At 39.4% G+C, this 19,415-nt stretch carries 13 protein-coding genes; 9 read left to right on the plus strand and 4 right to left on the minus strand.

Going from position 1 to position 19,415, the window contains the following annotated elements:
• Positions 1-414 precede the first annotated feature (414 nt).
• Both BLV99_RS00235 and BLV99_RS00240 read left to right on the plus strand, forming a co-directional pair.
• Positions 415-1,941, plus strand: a complete 1,527-nt coding sequence (locus BLV99_RS00235; RefSeq protein ID WP_086164972.1) for a fumarate hydratase — start codon at positions 415-417, stop codon at positions 1,939-1,941.
• A gap of 102 nt (positions 1,942-2,043) precedes the next feature.
• A complete protein-coding gene (locus BLV99_RS00240) occupies positions 2,044-2,595 on the plus strand; it encodes a DUF2059 domain-containing protein (RefSeq protein WP_244516267.1) in 552 nt (183 codons plus the stop codon).
• A 5-nt stretch (positions 2,596-2,600) separates the two neighbouring features.
• Here the strand turns inward: BLV99_RS00240 and BLV99_RS00245 are convergent, their stop codons facing one another.
• The 4 genes from BLV99_RS00245 to tig form a co-directional block, all read right to left on the minus strand.
• Positions 2,601-3,314 (minus strand): DUF2846 domain-containing protein, encoded by a 714-nt coding sequence (locus BLV99_RS00245; RefSeq protein WP_092686593.1) that lies wholly within the window; start codon positions 3,312-3,314, stop codon positions 2,601-2,603.
• Positions 3,315-3,491: 177 nt separating this feature from the next.
• Positions 3,492-4,802 (minus strand): ATP-dependent protease ATP-binding subunit ClpX, encoded by a 1,311-nt coding sequence (gene clpX / locus BLV99_RS00250; protein ID WP_092686595.1) that lies wholly within the window; start codon positions 4,800-4,802, stop codon positions 3,492-3,494.
• 27 nt (positions 4,803-4,829) lie between these two features.
• On the minus strand, positions 4,830-5,435 hold the full coding sequence (clpP, locus tag BLV99_RS00255) for an ATP-dependent Clp endopeptidase proteolytic subunit ClpP (RefSeq protein ID WP_004649780.1): 606 nt from the start codon (positions 5,433-5,435) through the stop codon (positions 4,830-4,832).
• 192 nt (positions 5,436-5,627) lie between these two features.
• Positions 5,628-6,962, minus strand: coding sequence for a trigger factor (tig, locus tag BLV99_RS00260; protein WP_086183755.1), 1,335 nt, complete (start codon positions 6,960-6,962; stop codon positions 5,628-5,630).
• A 281-nt stretch (positions 6,963-7,243) separates the two neighbouring features.
• Here tig and BLV99_RS00265 point away from each other — a divergent pair, with 281 nt between their 5' ends.
• The 7 genes from BLV99_RS00265 (at position 7,244) to leuA (ending at position 19,377) form a co-directional block, all read left to right on the plus strand.
• Positions 7,244-9,445 carry a TonB-dependent receptor domain-containing protein gene (locus BLV99_RS00265; protein ID WP_092686597.1) on the plus strand — a complete coding sequence of 734 codons (2,202 nt, stop codon included), beginning with the start codon at positions 7,244-7,246 and terminating at the stop codon, positions 9,443-9,445.
• Positions 9,446-9,659: 214 nt separating this feature from the next.
• Positions 9,660-11,999 carry a TonB-dependent receptor gene (locus BLV99_RS00270; protein ID WP_092686599.1) on the plus strand — a complete coding sequence of 780 codons (2,340 nt, stop codon included), beginning with the start codon at positions 9,660-9,662 and terminating at the stop codon, positions 11,997-11,999.
• Between the two features lie 109 nt (positions 12,000-12,108).
• On the plus strand, positions 12,109-12,792 hold the full coding sequence (locus BLV99_RS00275; RefSeq protein ID WP_086164979.1) for a Fe2+-dependent dioxygenase: 684 nt from the start codon (positions 12,109-12,111) through the stop codon (positions 12,790-12,792).
• A 379-nt stretch (positions 12,793-13,171) separates the two neighbouring features.
• The gene (locus BLV99_RS00280; protein ID WP_092686601.1) at positions 13,172-15,496 is read left to right on the plus strand and encodes a catecholate siderophore receptor Fiu; all 2,325 of its coding nucleotides are present in this window, start codon (positions 13,172-13,174) and stop codon (positions 15,494-15,496) included.
• Between the two features lie 114 nt (positions 15,497-15,610).
• Complete coding sequence (locus BLV99_RS00285) at positions 15,611-16,294, plus strand: Fe2+-dependent dioxygenase (protein WP_086183760.1); 684 nt, start codon at positions 15,611-15,613, stop codon at positions 16,292-16,294.
• Positions 16,291-17,394, plus strand: a complete 1,104-nt coding sequence (locus BLV99_RS00290) for an alpha-hydroxy acid oxidase (RefSeq protein WP_092686603.1) — start codon at positions 16,291-16,293, stop codon at positions 17,392-17,394. The genes BLV99_RS00285 and BLV99_RS00290 overlap by 4 nt, the downstream gene beginning before the upstream one ends.
• Positions 17,395-17,679: 285 nt before the next feature.
• On the plus strand, positions 17,680-19,377 hold the full coding sequence (gene leuA, locus BLV99_RS00295) for a 2-isopropylmalate synthase (protein ID WP_092686606.1): 1,698 nt from the start codon (positions 17,680-17,682) through the stop codon (positions 19,375-19,377).
• The last annotated feature ends 38 nt before the right edge of the window (positions 19,378-19,415 follow it).

Below are 19,415 nucleotides of genomic sequence, written 5' to 3' on the forward strand. Positions count from 1 at the left end.
CGTAGAACCACGTTGCTGCGATAAACAATGAAAAACCAACCACTGAAACAACTGCTGTAATCATGTGTTTTTTACTCTAAATTTAATGAAATAATTATGTAAAAGTTTTATGACAATATTATGACAACACTGTCATATTCCACATAATCAGAAATAATATTTTAACTTTCAAAAAGATATAGATAAAAATACATTTAACACATCTTAATTTGAGCTTTAAATACCATCCTCATACTGAAATATGACCACTTTTCATTCTATCTATGACAAAAAATACCATAAAAATGGTATCAATCTTCAGTTGAAATTGCCTATTAAACTTTCGCCCAAAAAGCAGTCAAAATACCCACAAAACTTGCTTTTTATCTTATAATTTAGCCCGCTAGCTAACAGCCCGCTCAAGAGATATTTGATATGACAACTATTATCAAGCAAGATGACTTGATCACATCAGTAAAAGATGCGCTTCAGTTCATTTCTTACTATCATCCACAAGACTTTATCCAAGCGATGAGCCGTGCTTATGATCGTGAAGAGAACAAAGCCGCAAAAGATGCTATTGCACAAATCTTAATTAACTCTCGTATGTGTGCAGAAGGTCATCGCCCGATCTGCCAAGATACAGGGATTGTTAACGTATTTCTTGAAGTGGGTTTAGACGTTAAATTTGATTTAACCATGAGCCTAGATGACGCAATTAACGAAGGTGTACGTCAGGGTTACCTAGAAAACTCGAACATTCTTCGTGCATCTGTTTTAGCCGATCCTGCTTTTGGTCGTAAAAATACCAAAGACAACACCCCTGCCGTGATTCACTACAAACTCGTACCGGGTAACAAAGTCGATATTACTGTGGCTGCCAAAGGTGGCGGTTCAGAAAATAAATCTAAATTGGCGATGTTGAATCCATCTGACTCTATCGTGGATTGGGTACTTAAAACTGTTCCAACCATGGGTGCAGGCTGGTGTCCACCGGGTATGTTGGGTATTGGTATTGGTGGTACTGCTGAAAAAGCCATGATGCTTGCTAAAGAAGCATTGATGGAAGAAATCAACATGGACGAATTGCTTCGTCGTGGTCCACAAAGCAAAATGGAAGAACTCCGTATTGAGATCTTCGAAAAAGTAAATGCTTTGGGTATTGGTGCACAAGGTCTTGGCGGTTTAACCACTGTTCTGGATATTAAAATCAAAGATTATCCATGTCATGCTGCGGGCAAACCCGTTGGTATGATTCCGAACTGTGCTGCAACACGTCATGCACATTTCCAGTTAGATGGTTCAGGTATTGCGCATATTCAAGCACCTAAATTGTCTGACTACCCTGCTGTAACTTGGGATTCTTCAACCTCTAAACGTGTTGATCTAGACAACATCACTCAAGAAGAAATGAATTCTTGGCAGCCGGGCGATACTTTATTGCTTAACGGTACAATCTATACTGGTCGTGACGCTGCACATAAACGTATGTGTGAAATGTTAGATAACGGTGAAGAGCTTCCTGTTGATCTTAAAGGTAAATTCATTTACTACGTAGGTCCAGTCGATCCGATTGGCGATGAAGTGGTTGGTCCTGCTGGTCCAACAACTGCAACACGTATGGACAAATTTACCCGTCAAGTTTTAGAAGCAACGGGCTTGTACGGCATGATTGGTAAAGCAGACCGTGGTCCAACGGCTATTGAAGCGATTAAAGACAACAAAGCAACTTACCTAATGGCTGTAGGTGGTGCTGCGTACTTAGTTTCTAAAGCGGTACGTCAAGCTGAAGTTGTTGCTTTTGCTGACTTGGGTATGGAAGCAATCTACAAATTTGTGGTTGAAGATATGCCTGTATCTGTTGCGGTTGACGTGAATGGTACGTCTATCCATGCCACTGCACCAAAAATCTGGCAAGCAAAAATTGGTAAAATCCCTGTGGTAGATGCTGCTGCAGGCTAAGCAATAAGTTTTACTTTTTTTCAGCACCCTTAACATGCTAAAGTTATGTTAAGGGTGTTTTTTTGCCTAATTTTTACACTTTCCAATCAATAGAACTAAAATATGATGAAAAAATTCAATCAGCTACTTTGTAGCATCGCATTATGCAGTCTAAGTTTCAGCACCTTTGCTCAACCTGCCACAGAAGCATCAGTAGAAAAAGCCCTTAAACTGAGCGACATTAGCGGAACATTGGCACAATCACAACAAGACATGCGTCCAATCTATGACCAGCAAGCCGAAGAAGTGATTAGAAACATTTTTAAAATACAGCAGTTAAATCCAGAACAACAAAAAGCAGCCAAACAAATTGCAGATGTTACGGCTTCCTTTAGTCAAAAACTCATTTCCGATCCCAAATTTTTACAAATGCTTAAAAATGTATATATGCAAACCTTCACAGAAGAAGAAGTTTTGGCCAATATCCAGTTTTTAGAAACACCAATTGGACAATCGATTAACAAAAAAAGCAGCAAAATGATGGCTGAAATCATGCGTAACAGTATCGAAATGTCTACAGCAATGATGCAAGACCCTACAACGCAAAAAGAAATGAATCAACGCGTTGAAAAAATTCTAAAGCCTTTGTTTAAACAAAATGAGCAATCAAAATAACCCCATCACCATGTTGTGGGGTTCCAAATTTTAAAAGGTTGTGTCAGCTGAACATCGGAATTCGGATCATATTTTGCCGGTTTAAGTTTTTGCGCTTTTTTGCGCACTTTTCCGGTATTTTGATCATTTGCGACAAAATTAAAACTTTCAGATTTCCACTGGGTAAATGCAATTTCATTTAAGCCTGTTTTTTCAGGCACAATCATTAAAGGGCCTGAAACTTCACGACGCGTACTGAGGTTTTCCTCATCGTATTTAATAAAATAAGTTTGTCCCGCATCTACAGTAAAATCTAAATATTTCGGCTTTTGAAAATGTTGCACTCCCAGCGGACGGCTGGTCGATAGACGATAAGTCCCCGCAGGTAACTCAACCCAGTAATAATGATTATTTAACAAACTGGGAATGCGTTCACTATTCATAAAAAGACTGGAGGCGACTATTTCTTGACGGTTCCATTTGCTATCAGGACGGTACATATACACGATTGCAGCCTGATCATTTTGTGCATGTACAGGATGGAAGCGCTGTCCGGGTGTTTGATTAACCCAACCACCGATGGTAAACATACCAAAACGGTATTGCTCTAACATACCCGGTTCATGTTCAGTATTCACAGGTTTTAAGGTTGATGTTACTTGAGTATGTTCAATAGCAGATTTACCATGACATCCCAGTAAAACAAAACTTGCACAAATGGCAACACAGACTTCACGCATGATTTTCCCTCACCGCGTATTTTTTATTTTTGTACGAATTAAGCAATTAATTTTTCGATAAATTGATTGTCTTTAGGCATCCACGCCTAGCAGTTGAGATTAACACTCGATATTATTTTTGGAAATAAAAAACGTGCGAAAACTCAAGTTTTCCGCACGTTTCAGACGAATAGCGAATTAAGCAGATTTAGAGTTAATCACCTTTAAATCTACTTTAGGCGCAGCTTCGGTTTCTGTTTTTGGCTGACGTTCTGGTTTTAATTCTGGTTTCTCTCCAGCATTAATCACCGCATCATTCACCACCACAGTACCTACATCGGTACGGCTTGGTAAATCATACATGGTTTCAAGTAAAGAATTTTCCAGAATTGAACGCAGACCGCGTGCACCTGTATTACGCTCTAATGCTTTTTTCGCAACAGCACGTAATGCCGAATCTTCAAATACCAAATCAACATTTTCCATACCGAATAAATATTGGTATTGGCGTGTTAAGGCATTTTTAGGCTCAGTTAGAATCTGCATTAGTGCTTCTTCATCTAACTCTTCCAATGTTGCAATCACAGGTAAACGACCAATGAATTCTGGAATTAAACCAAATTTCACCAAGTCATTGGCTTCCACTTGACGGAATAAATCAGACAATTTTTTAGTTTCGTCTTTTTTCTTCACATCTGCTGTGAAACCAATACCGCCTTTTTCCTGACGTTGCTGCACAATTTTCTCAAGACCCGAAAATGCACCACCACAAATAAACAGGATATTTGAAGTATCAATTTGAATGAACTCTTGTTGCGGATGCTTACGACCACCTTGAGGAGGAATTGAAGCCACCGTACCTTCGATCATTTTCAATAATGCTTGTTGAACACCTTCACCCGATACATCACGAGTAATAGATGGGTTCTCAGACTTACGGGTAATCTTGTCGATTTCATCGATATAGATAATGCCCTTTTGCGCTTTTTCTACATCATAATCGGCTTTTTGTAGAAGCTTTTGTACAATGTTTTCAACGTCTTCACCGACATAACCTGCTTCGGTTAATGTTGTCGCATCAGCCATCGCAAAAGGAACATCTAAAAGACGCGCTAAAGTTTGTGCCAATAAAGTCTTACCTGAACCTGTTGGGCCTACAAGTAAAATATTACTTTTCGCAAGTTCTACAGCATCGTCAGATTTATGACCTGAATTAGTGACTTTTAAACGCTTGTAATGGTTATACACCGCAACTGACAATGTTTTTTTCGCAACATCTTGCCCAATCACATATTGATCGAGCGCAGCACGAATTTCGTGTGGTTTAGGCAAAGGCTTAGTTGCCCAATCACTCGATTCAACTTGTTGACTGGTTTGAACTAAATCTAAGCATACGTCCACACACTCATTACAGATGTACGCGTCCTCACCTGCAATCAGTTTCCCGACTTCAGACTGCGTTTTACCGCAAAATGAACAATGCTTTTGTCCTTGAGGATGTTCGGACATATTCACTCCAATATTAAAATCTGAAAATTATGGACGTTTGCTTAACACTTCATCCACGAGACCGTATTCTTTCGCAGCCTGAGCTGTCATAAAGTTATCACGATCGGTATCTTGCGCTAAACGTTCATAGTCTTGACCACTATGTTCAGCCATTAAACGATTTAAACGTTCTTTAATGAATAGAATTTCACGTGCATGAATTTCAATATCTGATGCTTGACCACGGAAGCCACCAAGTGGTTGGTGAATCATCACACGTGCATTTTCTAAGCAATAACGTTTACCTTTGGCGCCTGCATTGAGCAAGAAGGCACCCATTGATGCTGCTTGTCCCATACAGTACGTCACCACATCAGGTTTAATAAACTGCATGGTGTCATAAATCGCCATACCTGCAGTTACAGACCCACCTGGTGAATTAATGTAAAGGTGTATATCTTTATCTGGGTTCTCTGCTTCTAAAAACAACATCTGAGCAACAATTAAATTTGCCATGTTGTCTTCGACTTCACCAGTCAAAAAGATGACACGTTCACGTAAAAGACGTGAGAAAATATCAAAAGAACGCTCACCACGAGAAGATTGTTCTACGACCATTGGTACTAAAGCGTTATCAATTGTTGGAACATACATACGTTATTTATTCCTAAATTTTTGTTACTCAACTCATAATCACAATATGAGGGATAATTGCCGAAATTGCAAAATATTCCCAATTAAATAACAGATATTTTTTATATAAACATTGTGAATTCAGGCCATGTTTAATATAAACCGATACATAAAAAAAGGCGCATGATGCGCCTTTTTTTAGATTAACTAAGCTTAGCCTTGTTGGCGAGCTTGTTGTTCTTTCAACAATTCTTCGTAGCTAACATCTGTATTAGTCACTTTAGCAGCAGCTAAAATGTGATCAACGATTTGATCTTCTAATACCACAGCTTCGATTTGAGCACGTTGTTGTTTGTCATTTTTGAAGTATTCAATCACTTCAGTTGGATCTTCATAAGAAGAAGCCATGTCATTGATATACGCTTCAACACGCGCTGGATCAACTTCAATTTTAGCATCAGCTAAAACTTTGCTGACCAATACGCCAAGTTTAACAGCTTTCTCAGCTTGTTCTTTGAACAAGTCATCTGGAAGCATGCTGCTGTCAAATGCTTGCGCACCTTGAGCACCAAACTGTTGCGTGAATTGTTGGATCATTTGTTGACGTTGACGGTCAATTTCTTGAGACAACATAGCAGCAGGAACTTCAACTTCGTTCGCAGCTACAAGTGCATCAAATGTTGCAGCTTTAACTTGGTTACGAAGACCGTTCATTACTTCACGTTCCATGTTTTTGCGAACGTCAGCTTTTAATTTTTCAACGCCTTCTTCTTCAGTTAAACCAAAGATTTTTAAGAATTCAGCATCAATTTCTGGAAGTTTTTGTTTTTCAACAAGTTTAACAGTAATTTTAAACTGTGCAGCTTTACCTGCAAGGTTTTCAGCTTGGTAGTCTTCAGGGAAAGTAACGTCAATTACTTTCTCTTCGCCTTTCTTCATACCAACGATACCGTCTTCGAAGCCCGGAATCATACGACCTGAACCTAAAACAAGTTTAAAGTCTTCAGCAGTACCGCCTTCAAACTTTTCACCGTCAACAGTGCCTTCGAAATCAAAAGTCACTTGCATGTCTTTTTTAGCCATGCCTTTTGTTTCAGCCCAAGCTGCACGTTGCTTTTGAAGGTTTTCAATCATTTGGTCAACGTCTTTGTCGTTAACTTCAGATTTTTTACGTTCAATTTCCAAAGCGTCAAATGCGTTTACTTCAACTTCTGGATAAACTTCTACAGTTGCTTGATAAACAAGAGCGTCGTCTTTGTTTTCAACTTTATCAATGTTTGGCATACCAACAGCATTGATTTTTTCTTGCTGAATTGCTTCGAAAACTGTGTCACGAATTACATCGTTCACAACTTCTTGATAAATACCTGCGCCATATTCACGACGTACAACATTTAAAGGCACTTTACCTGGACGGAAGCCGTTGATCTTCGCAGTTTTGGCAGTGCGTTTTAAACGAGCTTCAAATTGCTCGTTCACACGGCTCGTCGGTACAGATACATTTAAACGACGGGCAACGCCCGAAACCGCTTCAGAAGTTACTTGCATGGCTTCCTCGATATAGAAATAGTAATTGCAATTTTGAAAGTGCCACATTATATGACAACATTGCAAGATATACAAAGCAGGATAATTTAACCACTATTTTTACGCTTTCCCTCAATAAAATCTACGTTTTATGTAAACAAAACTCCCTTCTTTATCCATGAGTGGCACTTTTGTATATTTTTTATTGCAAATGATAAACTTTATCATTACTATTAAGTTGTTTGTTTTTTATTTTATTTGTTTTCAATTATTTATCTCGTCCATCTTTGGAATTCTATTTTATGAGTAAGTTCAACCTTCGTCCGCTTAGCATCGCTATTCTAGGAATGACCTCCGCTTCTGTTTTTGCCAATACTGAAATAGAGCCTTCTTCTAAACATCAGCTTTCGACCATTGTGGTGTCCGCGGCAGGTTATGAACAAAAAATTAAAGATGCTCCTGCTTCTATCACGGTGATTACAGCAGAAGATTTAAAAAATAAACGAATTAATTCGATTGCCGATGCTTTAGTGGATGTAGAAGGCGTTGATATTAGCCCTACGGCTGGAAAAACAGGTGGTTTAAACATTCGTATTCGGGGAATGGATTCAGAATATACCTTAGTTTTAGTCGATGGACGTAGACAGAATAGTACTGGCGATATTTCACCCAATGGATTTGGAGAATCCAATAATAGTTTTATTCCACCCATATCAGCAATTGAACGAATTGAAGTGATTCGTGGCCCTGCATCTACGCTTTATGGTTCAGATGCAATGGGTGGCGTAGTCAATATTATTACTAAAAAAGTTTCACCAGTATGGACGGGTGCTGTCACCTTAGAAGGCACAGTACTTCCGAATAGTTCTGATTTCGGCAATCAACGCGCTGTAGATGCTTTCGTATCTGGCCCTCTTGTTAAAGATTTACTCGGTATTCAACTTCGTGCACGAAAGGCTGAACGTGACCAATCAAATGTTGGATATTTGGATGAAAATGATCAAGATGTAGAATTAAATATGGGACAAAATCCAACTAAATCGGATTTAGAAACCATTGGTGTGCGCTTAACCCTAACACCTACAGATGATCATGATTTATCTGTTGAATATGAACAAACAGAGCAATGGTACGATAACAGTAAGGGACAATTAGGAACCTTAGGTGCGAATGGTGGATATGATGAAGCAAAAGAATTTAACCGAGATAAAGTTATTTTAGCGCATACATGGCGCAACAAAGTTGGAACACTTGAGTCAAGTATCAGCAACACTCAGACAGAAACGATTGGACGTTTAATTCCTTCTCGTGCACAAGGCGGTTCAATGGTTGTATCACCTCGCCTGTTGGAAAGTGAAGATACAACCATTGATAGTAAATTTACGACCCAAGCCATCCAAGGTCACAATATGACTTTTGGTGGACAATGGTGGGAAGCAAGTATTAAAGATGGTTTACGTGCAAACAAAGAAGTCTCTTTTGAACAAATTGGTTTATTTGCTGAAGATACATGGGCATTGACAGATCAATTGGCTTTAACACTGGGTTTACGTTATGACAACCATGATACTTTTGGTGATTTCTGGACACCACGAGCTTATTTAGTGTGGAATGCCAATGATAATTGGACATTGAAAGGCGGTTATAGCGAAGGCTATAAAGCACCACGCTTAGAACGCTTAACCGATGGTATTTATAACGTTGGTGGTCAAGGTCGAATTCCTCTTTTTGGCAGTTCTAATTTAAAGCCAGAAACCAGTAAAAATTTAGAGTTCGGAACTTATTTTAATAATACTTCTAACTTTGATGCCAATATTACTGCGTTCTATAGTCAGGTTGAAGATAAAATCTTGACAGGTTCAGCTGAGATGACCTGTGATGCAGCAATACCAGCAAGTAAAACTGAGTGTGAAAAGCTTATGGCGAGCGTTGGTACGCCTTGGCAAATGCAACCTGGTGATACAAATCAAAATGGTGCTAATCGAGGCTGGAGCGTCAGCCGTCCAATCAATGCTGAAAAAGCTGACATCTATGGTATTGAAACGGGGTTCAATTGGGAATTCGCTCCTAGTTGGAAACTAGGGATGAATTACACTTGGACAGAAACTGAAATCAAAGATGCGGCTCTAGGAAATCCATCCCTAACTGATACGCCTGAACACATATTGAATGCCTCACTCAAATGGCAAGCCGATGACAATATTCAACTCTGGGCGCGTGGTGAATATCGTAGTGAAAGAACACGTTATTTAAAATCATATGAAAATATGACAGCTACAGAAAAGAGCGTTTACAATACTTTAGGTGACTTTAAATCCTATGGTTTATTTCATATTGGATCTAATTTTAATGTAAATGACAATTGGGATGTAGGTGTAGCTTTATATAATGTCTTTGACAAAGACTTTAATGACTATGAAAAAGTAGGAACTGGCTACTACAATCGTTATAGCAACACCCAAGAAGGTCGTCGCGTTCAGTTAAGCACCACCTTCAAATTTTAATATTTAAAATCCCCATAAAAAACCCTGCTTATGCAGGGTTTTCCTATATAACAACACAATCAAACACTTAATTACAATTTGTTACATTGTTTCATCTAATATTCCGTTTTATTTTATGTTGAGAATCGTCAATTCCAATCTCTATCAATAGTGATAAAAAATAAGAATCATTATTATTCTCATACATTTTCACAGTACACATTTTGAGTTAGAAATGGCCTTCATTAAAACACGCAAAAAATTCGTATCTTCTGCGATTGTGTCATCACTTTCAGTTATCGCTGGTAATGCAATTGCACAAGATCAAGTTGCTCAACTTGATACTATTCACACTCAGGCAAAAACAGAACAAAGTCTAAAAGTAGATCAATCTGCGAATTCTAAATTTGTAGCTCCCCTTCTTAATACTCCTAAATCAGTTTCTGTCATTTCTAAACAGTTGATTGAAGATACTCAAGTAACGACTTTAAGCGATGCGTTACGTACAGTACCGGGTATTACTCTAGGCGCAGGTGAAGGTGGTAACCCAAATGGTGACCGTCCATTTATTCGTGGTTATAACTCTGAAAGCTCAATGTATGTAGACGGCGTACGTAACTCGGCGTCTCAAAACCGTGAAATGTTTGCTATTGAGCAAGTTGAAATTACCAAAGGTTCTGCATCTGCTATAGGCGGTGCGGGAACAACTGGCGGTAGTATCAACATGATTTCTAAAGTGGCTAAAAAAGGTGACTTTTTAGAAGGTTCAGTTGGTGCAGGAACAGATGATTACCAACGTATCACTTTAGATGGCAACAAAGATTTTGGTAATGGCATTGCGGCACGTGTTGCTGTAATGGGACACCACAACGACAAAGCCGGTCAAGCGGATGGTGCTGAATATGCACGTGCAGGTATTGCCCCAAGCATCACTTTTGGTTTAGATAGTGATACGCGTGCAACTTTAAGTTACTATTACTTAAAAGCTGATGATACACCTGATTCTGGCATTCCATATAACAACCCATTTGCAACTACTAATGCAAAAGCAGGTTTAAATGGTAATGGTAAACCGATTGATGTTAAACAAGGTATGTATTACGGCTGGAAAGATCGTGATTTCCAAAAACAAGAAAATCAATCAGGAACCATCAAGCTTGAGCATGATCTTACTGATGATTTAACCATTACCAATACCGCTGTTTATAATAAATCTAAAAATGACTACCTTTGGACAAACCCTGATGATTCAAAAGGTAACTTTTATGATGCTACAGGGGCTTTAACAGGAAATGTTTGGGCGCGTACGAACTCACGTGTAGCCGATACAGATACCTTTACAGACCAACTGGCTTTAACTGGTAAATTTAATACAGGTCGCTTAAAGCACAGCTTTAACTTAGGTGCTGAGTACTCAGACCAAGAAACCGATCGTACACAATATATTATTGATGGTCTGACCTCTACAGGTACTGCCAATAGCGCATGTAATGCAGCTGCTATTGCTTCAGGCTGGTGTACTTCGGTCCAAAATCCTAATCGTGGTCAATGGACAGGCCGCATCAGTACCGAAGGTGCCGATCGTTATAACATTGAAAATGAAAACAAATCCGTTTATTTTCTAGACAGTATTGAATTTAGCCCACAATGGATTTTAGACTTAGGCCTTCGTTGGGATGACTACTCTGCTCAACAAACCATGACTTATGGCGCTCGTAATAGTGCTGTATTAGGCAACCCAACAGCAACCCCACCTGTACTACCAACCGCTAAAGCTGGCGATCAAGTAACGATTAAAAATGACTCTGATTTTGTCAACTACCAAGTCGGCTTAGTCTATAAACCAGTCGAAAATGGCTCAATCTATGCAAGTTATGCAACATCATCAAATCCAGTCGGTGTCGATGGTGGTGACGGTTCGGAAGGTATTACGGCTGCTATTCAGAACTTAAAACCTGAAGAAGTTAAAACTTATGAAATTGGCACTAAATGGGATGTGCTGAATGAGAAGTTGAATTTAACCGCTGCAATCTTCCGTACCGAAAAAACCAATACACGTGCAACAACTGATGAAGGCACGACCAAAAATATCGGTGAGACACGTGTTGATGGTATCGAACTTGGCGTGAACGGTAACATCACTGAAAAATGGGCTGTATCTGCGGGTTATACTTATTTAGACAGTGAATTGGTTGATGCAGGATTTGTAAATACTGCTGCTACAGGTCAACCTGCGATATATGCTTCTAATCCAGTTAATGGTAATCAAGTTCAAAATGTTGCTAAGAACAGCGCAACACTTTGGACAACTTACCAAGTATTACCGCAATTAACTTTAGGTGCGGGTGCTATTGCTATGGATAAAGTCTATGGTGATGCTGCAAATACCAAATACGTGCCGGGTTACGTACGTTACGACGCAATGGCGCGTTATAACGTGAACAAAAATGTTGATTTACAATTAAATGTAAACAACTTATCTGATGAACGTTACTTCACTAAAGCTTATGCATCTCACTATGCAACAGAAGCTGAAGGTCGTAGTGCTGTATTATCGTTGAACTTTAAATACTAAAATCTAATCAAATAATCCCATAAATACTTTATGGGATTTGATTTAAAATAGCCTCATCATGAGGCTATTTTTATAGCCAAAGAATTCATTTTTCTAAAGGTGTATTACCGTGATTCATCATATTCCAAACGTACTCAGTAAAGAACAAGTGCAATATTTTCGTGATGAAATGGCAAAAATTGAATGGGTCAATGGCAAAGTCACTGCTGGAACACTTTCTGCCACGGTGAAACAAAATCAACAACTACCCGAAGATCTTCCACTGACCCACCACTTAAGTACGATTATTTTAGAATCTTTAGGTCAACATCCACTTTTTTTATCTGCGGCTATTCCTTTAGACATTATTCCCCCACTGTTTAATCGTTATGAAAATAATGAGGCTTTTGGTTTTCATGTCGATAATTCAATTCGTCGTATTCGAGGAACCAACGAGCGTCTACGTACAGACTTATCCTGTACCGTTTTTTTAACTGAACCAGAAGAATATGAAGGTGGTGACTTAGTGGTTGAAGACACTTATGGCTACCATGAGGTTAAGCTTCCTGCGGGCGATATGATTCTTTACCCATCGACCAGTTTGCACGAAGTAACCCCTGTGACCTCAGGTTGCCGTATTGCTTCATTTTTTTGGGTACAAAGCATGATTCGTGATGATGCTGAGCGCCATATGCTGTTTAATTTAGACCAATCTATTCAAAGCCTGCGGATGCAACTGGGTGATCAACACGAGGAAGTGGTTAAACTCACCAATCTGTATCACAACTTGATGCGAAAATGGGCAGAACTTTAAGAAAAATTTATTTAATAAATCCAATTCTGGAGATTATTTTCATTAACTCCAGAATATTTAATTTCTTTTCATTAACTTACTAAGATATTGGTTTTTATATATTTTACCATTCGATTTATTTCTATATAAAATTTAGTTCACCTTTCACCTATCACGATTGTTTTCTTAAATCGCCAAGTCTCATTTAAACATTATTTCCATCATCAAATCGTTCTATTTCAAAGAAATAACATTGTTAATGATAACTATTATCACTAGAATTCGCATCAATTGTTACTCGCTATAACAATACCTCCATATTTACTGCTATTTTGCAGCAGCTCAAAAGTTGCAAGCAGTAAGGAAATTCTGTCATATACGATATTAGGGATTACCCACAATGACACAGATTAAAAGCCGTAAACACAATAGAACAGCTCCATTGGTTGCTTTAGCTGCATCTCTCCCCCTCATGACCCATGCGGCAACACCTATTAAAGATGAGACAACGGTTCTACCAAAAATTACAGTTCAATCTGAAGTCGAAAATAAATATAAAGCAAATGCCGTCAGTTCACCGAAATATACTCAACCACTGGTCGATACACCGCAAACAATCTCAGTCATCAAAAAAGAATTATTAAAAGAACAAGGGGCAACCTCTTTAACAGAAGCATTGCGTAATACACCGGGGATTACTTTGCAACTGGGTGAAAACGGCAATACCAGCGCGGGAGATTCTTTCCAGATGCGTGGTTTCGATACTAAAAACTCGATTTATCTAGATGGTATCCGTGATATTGGTGCAATCAGTCGTGATATCTATAATCTAGAACAAATTGAAGTGGTTAAAGGCCCTTCTGGTGCAGAAGCTGGTCGTGGTGGTGCGGGTGGATATATCAATTTAGTCAGTAAGCTTCCTCATTTAGAAAATAGTCAGGAAGTCTCTGCAACGTATAATACTGCTAAACATTCACGCCTCACTGCAGATATTAACCAAGCACTTTCTACAGGAACAGCGATTCGTTTAAACGTAATGGGTCAGGAAGGTGGTATAGATGGCCGTGATTATGTCGAAAATAACAGCTATGCCATTGCCCCTTCGATTGCATTCGGTTTAGACAGCGATACACGTTTTTACTTATATTCGCAGCATGTTCGCCAACGTAATATTCCTGATGGTGGTATTCCAACCATCGGCATGAAAGGCTTTTATTACAATAATACCGATGCAAAACTAACGCAGGCACAGCGTGACATCATTAATGCCGCAGTCAATGCTGCGGAACCTGTAGATCGTGAAACTTTTTACGGTAATATTAATGATCATGAAGATGTTGATGCTGACATGTTCACAGCAAAAATTGAAAGTGATCTGAACGAAAATATCAAACTCACCAACATTTCTAGATTTGGCAAAACTGAAATGGATCGCGTATTAACAGGTGTTAATGGTTTGGTGATCAGCAATCTTGCGACCCCTAAAGATCCAAATTCATGGTCTGTAGTGCGCACGCGTCAAGGGGTTGATCAAGAAAATAAAATTCTCACCAACCAAACTACGCTCAACATCAAGGCTAAAACTGGTTTTGTTGAACACGATCTTGTCGCTGGTTTAGAGCTGTTACGAGAGGAGCAGTTTAATAATACCTTAAATGTACAAACTCCCGGACAGGCAGCGCCAACAATTCCATCAGCAAATTTGTACTCTCCCGATCCTTATCAAATCTTGCCAGACCTCGTTTATACTGGAGCTTATGCGAATGGCAAAACAGATACTGTAGCAGCCTATTTATTTGACACACTTAAGTTTGGCGAGCGTTTTCAACTGAATGGCGGCGTGCGCGTTGACTATTATGATACTGAAGCAGATGCATTAACCGTTGTAACCGATGCTACAACTTTAGCCGTGACTAAAACGCCAAGCAATTTAAGCACGCATGGCACGTTAGTCAGCTGGAAACTCGGTGGTGTATTTAAACCAACAACAGCAAGTAGTGTTTATGCGTCTTATGCAAAATCACTAACACCGCCAGGAACTGGGTTCGTATTAAACAGTGCTTCAAACTCTACAACCAACGTAACCAATAATCCATCAACCAAACCGCAAGAAACCCATCATTACGAAATTGGCACGAAATGGACATTCAATGAAGATAAACTTATCTTAACTGCGGCGGCCTATCATACTGAAAATGAAAATCAAATTACGCAAGATCCGATTACCTTACAATATATTCCAGAAGGGAAAACCACAGTTAAAGGTTTAGAACTTGGTGCAGTAGGACAAATTACCCGTGCATGGAATGTATCAGCAGGTGTTGCTCTTATGGATAGCGAACAAGAAAATCAGCAGACTTATAATGCAACCACTAAAGTTTGGACCGAAAACAATGCAGTACGCTGGTCTCCAGACTGGACCGCAACGCTATGGACGACTTATAGTGTTGCTGGATTTAGAGCGGGCCTAGGTGCACGTTATGTTGATGAACAAAAACGCTCAATTACTCCTGGTTCAACTGCAACAACAACCATGCCTGCCATTCCAAGCTATATGGTCTTTGATGCATTGTTAGGCTATACCTTAAATGATAAAGCATCATTAAACCTCAACATCTATAACCTTGCAGATAAAGAATACATTAGTACGCTAAATAATAGTGGCGCACGTTTAGTGATGGGCCAACCACGTTCAGCAGCACTGACGTTTAATTATAAGTTTTAAGCCACTTAAGCTTAATTAAGCTGACAAAATTGAGTATAAATGTAGTGTGTTATGCATAATGCACTACATTTTTATTTTTGAATTCAACCCATTTAAGGAAGGTTGATAAGCCTAATGATGTTACATATTCCTGAAGTTTTGACCAAACAACAAGTGACTGAATTACGTCAGCAATTAGATACCAGTCAGGCATGGATTCATGGACAACACAGTGCTGGTATTCAAGCGCAAAAAATTAAACAGAATCTACAAATTGATGTGAATAGCATCATCTATCAATCTCTTTCCCCCAAAATATTGCACGCCATACAACAAAATTCGCTGGTCAAATCTGCTGGATTACCGAAACATATTCTTGCACCCTTATTTAATTGTTATCAACATGACGGCAGTTATGGCAACCATGTTGATAGTGCAGTGCAATATTCAACAGCAACTGGACAGCCGATTCGAACTGATGTCTCCATCACCCTATTTTTATCTGAACCCGATGAATATGAAGGCGGTGAACTGGTGGTTGAAGATCATTATGGCAGCCATGAAGTTAAATTGGATGCAGGTGATGCCATTCTCTACCCTGCGACCAGTTTACATCGGGTTGAAGCAGTTACTGCGGGCAAACGGGTTGCTGCATTTACATGGTTACAAAGCATGGTGAAAGATGACTGGCAGCGTAGCATGTTGTTTGACCTTGATATGACCATTATGAAACTACGCCAACAGGTCGGTGATTCAGAAGAGATCATCCATTTGACCAGTCATTATCATAATTTATTACGCCAATGGGGTGACCTATGAACGCTTTTACGCCCCTCGCCCCTTTAAAACAAATTCCGGCTTATTTACAAACCATTGCAGACTACGAAAAACAAGCACAGCAACACCTTCCAACTATGGTCTGGCACTACTTACAAGGCGGATCGATGGATGAATTGAGTGTGCAAGACAATCTTGATCAATTTAAAACAATACAACTCATTCCAAGGCATTTAAATGACCTAACCCAAGGTCATACAGCCTGTGAAATTTTGGGGCAAAAGTTCCCTCATCCTATTTTTTTAGCCCCGATTGGACATCAGCAACAATTTCATCCTGAAGCAGAACTTGCTACGGCTTTGGCTGCTGAAGTACTTGAAAGCAATCTTATTTTAAGTAATTTTAGCAATACCGATATGCGTAGTCTAAAGATAGACAATCCATACAAATGGTTTCAGTTATATTGGCAAGGTGATCGTGAAAAATCACTGGCATTGGTCAAACTGGCAGAACAACAAAACTTTAAAGCCCTCGTCATTACCGTTGATTCACCGCATACAGGCATTCGGGATCGTGAACGCCGGGTATTTTTTCAACTGCCTGAAGGCATGCAGCATCCACATACACCCACACATATTCCATTGCCTGAAATAGGTGAAAATCAACACCCTGTATTTAATGGCTTAATGCAGATTGCACCAAAATGGAAAGATATTGAATGGATCATTGCACACACCTCCTTACCCGTGATTTTAAAAGGCATTGTCCATCCTCAAGATGCCAAACTTGCGCTGCAATACGGTGTGCAAGGACTGATTATTTCTAATCATGGCGGCCGAGTCTTAGATACGTGTATTTCCCCGCTCACTGCTTTGAAACTGATCAAGAAAGTCGTCCCTACAGACTTCCCTTTAATTTTAGATGGTGGTATTCGTCGTGGTTCGGATGTGTTTAAAGCGATTGCTTTGGGTGCGACAGCCGTGTGCATTGGTCGTCCTTATATTTATGGATTGGCAACCGCAGGCGCTTTAGGCGTGGCGCATGTGCTTAAAATTTTAAAGGAAGAATTTGAGATTACCATGGCTTTAATGGGAACAGCCACCGTCAATAACATTAATCAAGAACATATTTTGCATAAATAAAACATTTAAAGGAATTTTTTTTCTTAATCTAATCATACACTGCAAAATAAGGAAATTATTTCCAAGCGCGCTATTTTAGAATTAGGGTCAAGTTAATCCATTTACAAGATAAGCGTATTTAAGCTTATAAGGTGTTTAATCCACCGCATAAGACTTATGCTACTTTAGGTGAAAATTCTCCGAAAATTACTTGTAAATCGATACAATAGACACCATCTATATAAGTAGTAAGCAGTTGCCTTTACCCAAGATACGAGCAACCTATGCTGCACAAGGAGTTACCTCATGATGTTAGCTGATCCAAGTAAAAAATATCGTCGCATGTATCAACGTGTAGACTTGCCAGATCGTCAATGGCCGAATAAAGAAATTAATCAAGCGCCTATTTGGATGAGCACAGACCTTCGTGACGGTAACCAAGCAATTTTTGAACCGATGGATATGGAACAAAAATTCAAAATGTTCCAAATGTTGGTAAAAATTGGCTTTAAACATATTGAAATTGGTTTCCCCTCTGCATCACAAATTGACTTTGACTTCACCCGTAAATTGATTGAAGAAGATCATATTCCAGATGACGTTTATATTGAAGTTTTGGTTCAGGCACGTGATCATTTAATTGAGCGTACTTTTGAATCTTTAGTTGGTGCAAAACGTGCCATCGTACATATTTACAATTCAAACTCACCGACGTTCCGTGAAAAAGTCTTGAATGTTGATGTTGCTGGCGCTAAAAAATTAGCCATGAATGCGGCGACAAAAGTCAAAGAATATGCAGCGCAATATCCAAATACGGACTGGATTTTCCAATACAGCCCTGAATGTTTTACTGCAACTGAATTAGACGTCGCGAAAGATGTCTGTGATGCGGTCACTGAAATTTGGGAAGCATCTCCAGAGAATAAAGTCATCTTAAACTTGCCTGCAACGGTTGAAGTTTCAGGCCCGCACGTCTATGCCGACCAAATTGAATGGATGCACCGCAACATTCAACGTCGTGATGGTGTGATCATTTCTGTGCATTGTCATAACGACCGTGGTTGTGGGATTGCCGCTTCTGAATTGGCCATTATGGCAGGTGCAGACCGCGTTGAAGGTTGTGTATTTGGTAATGGTGAACGTACGGGTAATGTCGACGTTGCCGCAATTGCTTTAAATATGTATACCCAAGGTGTTGCACCTAACTTAGATTTCTCCAACATTAATGAAATCATTGCCACCATTGAAGAATGTACTGGCTTACCTGTGCATCCACGTCATCCATATGCTGGCGACTTGGTGTTCACTGCATTCTCTGGTTCACATCAAGATGCCATCAAAAAAGGCTTTGAATTCCAAAAGAACCAAGACATGTGGGATATGCCTTACTTGCCAATCGACCCTAAAGATTTAGGTCGTGACTATGACGCGGTGATTCGTGTCAATTCACAGTCAGGTAAAGGTGGAATCGCTTACTTGTTAGAATCTAGTTACAACGTGGTGTTGCCACGTCGTTTACAAATTGAATTCTCGCAAGCGGTGCAACAAGTCACTGATGAACAAGCCAAAGAAGTCACCGCACAAGATATTTGGGCATTGTTCAAAGAAAATTATGTTGCTGCCAAAGATGCACATTATTCAGTAAAAAACTATCGCTTGTCAGATGAAAATGGCTGTCAAGTGATTGAACTTGATGTTGATGTGAATGGTGAAACGCAACAATTGCGCGGTGAAGGCAATGGTCCAATTTCTGCAATTTTGAATGCACTTCAATTGCCGATTGATGTTTTAAGTTATGAAGAACGTAGCATCAGTTCTGGCGCACATGCCAAAGCTTTGGCCTTGATCGAACTTCAAATCAAAGGGACAGGTAAATCTGCATTTGGTGCTGGGGTGCATGACAACATCGTGACCTCTTCAATCGAAGCGATTATTGCCTGTACCAACCGCTTGATTGAGCAAGGTGTACTTAACACCGAGCAAGTGATTGCAGCTGCGGTATAAATATTAGCAATAATATTTAGCACTAAAATGACTTTAGA

The organism is Acinetobacter kyonggiensis (assembly GCF_900107285.1).
In the GTDB taxonomy this organism is placed as follows: domain Bacteria; phylum Pseudomonadota; class Gammaproteobacteria; order Pseudomonadales; family Moraxellaceae; genus Acinetobacter; species Acinetobacter kyonggiensis.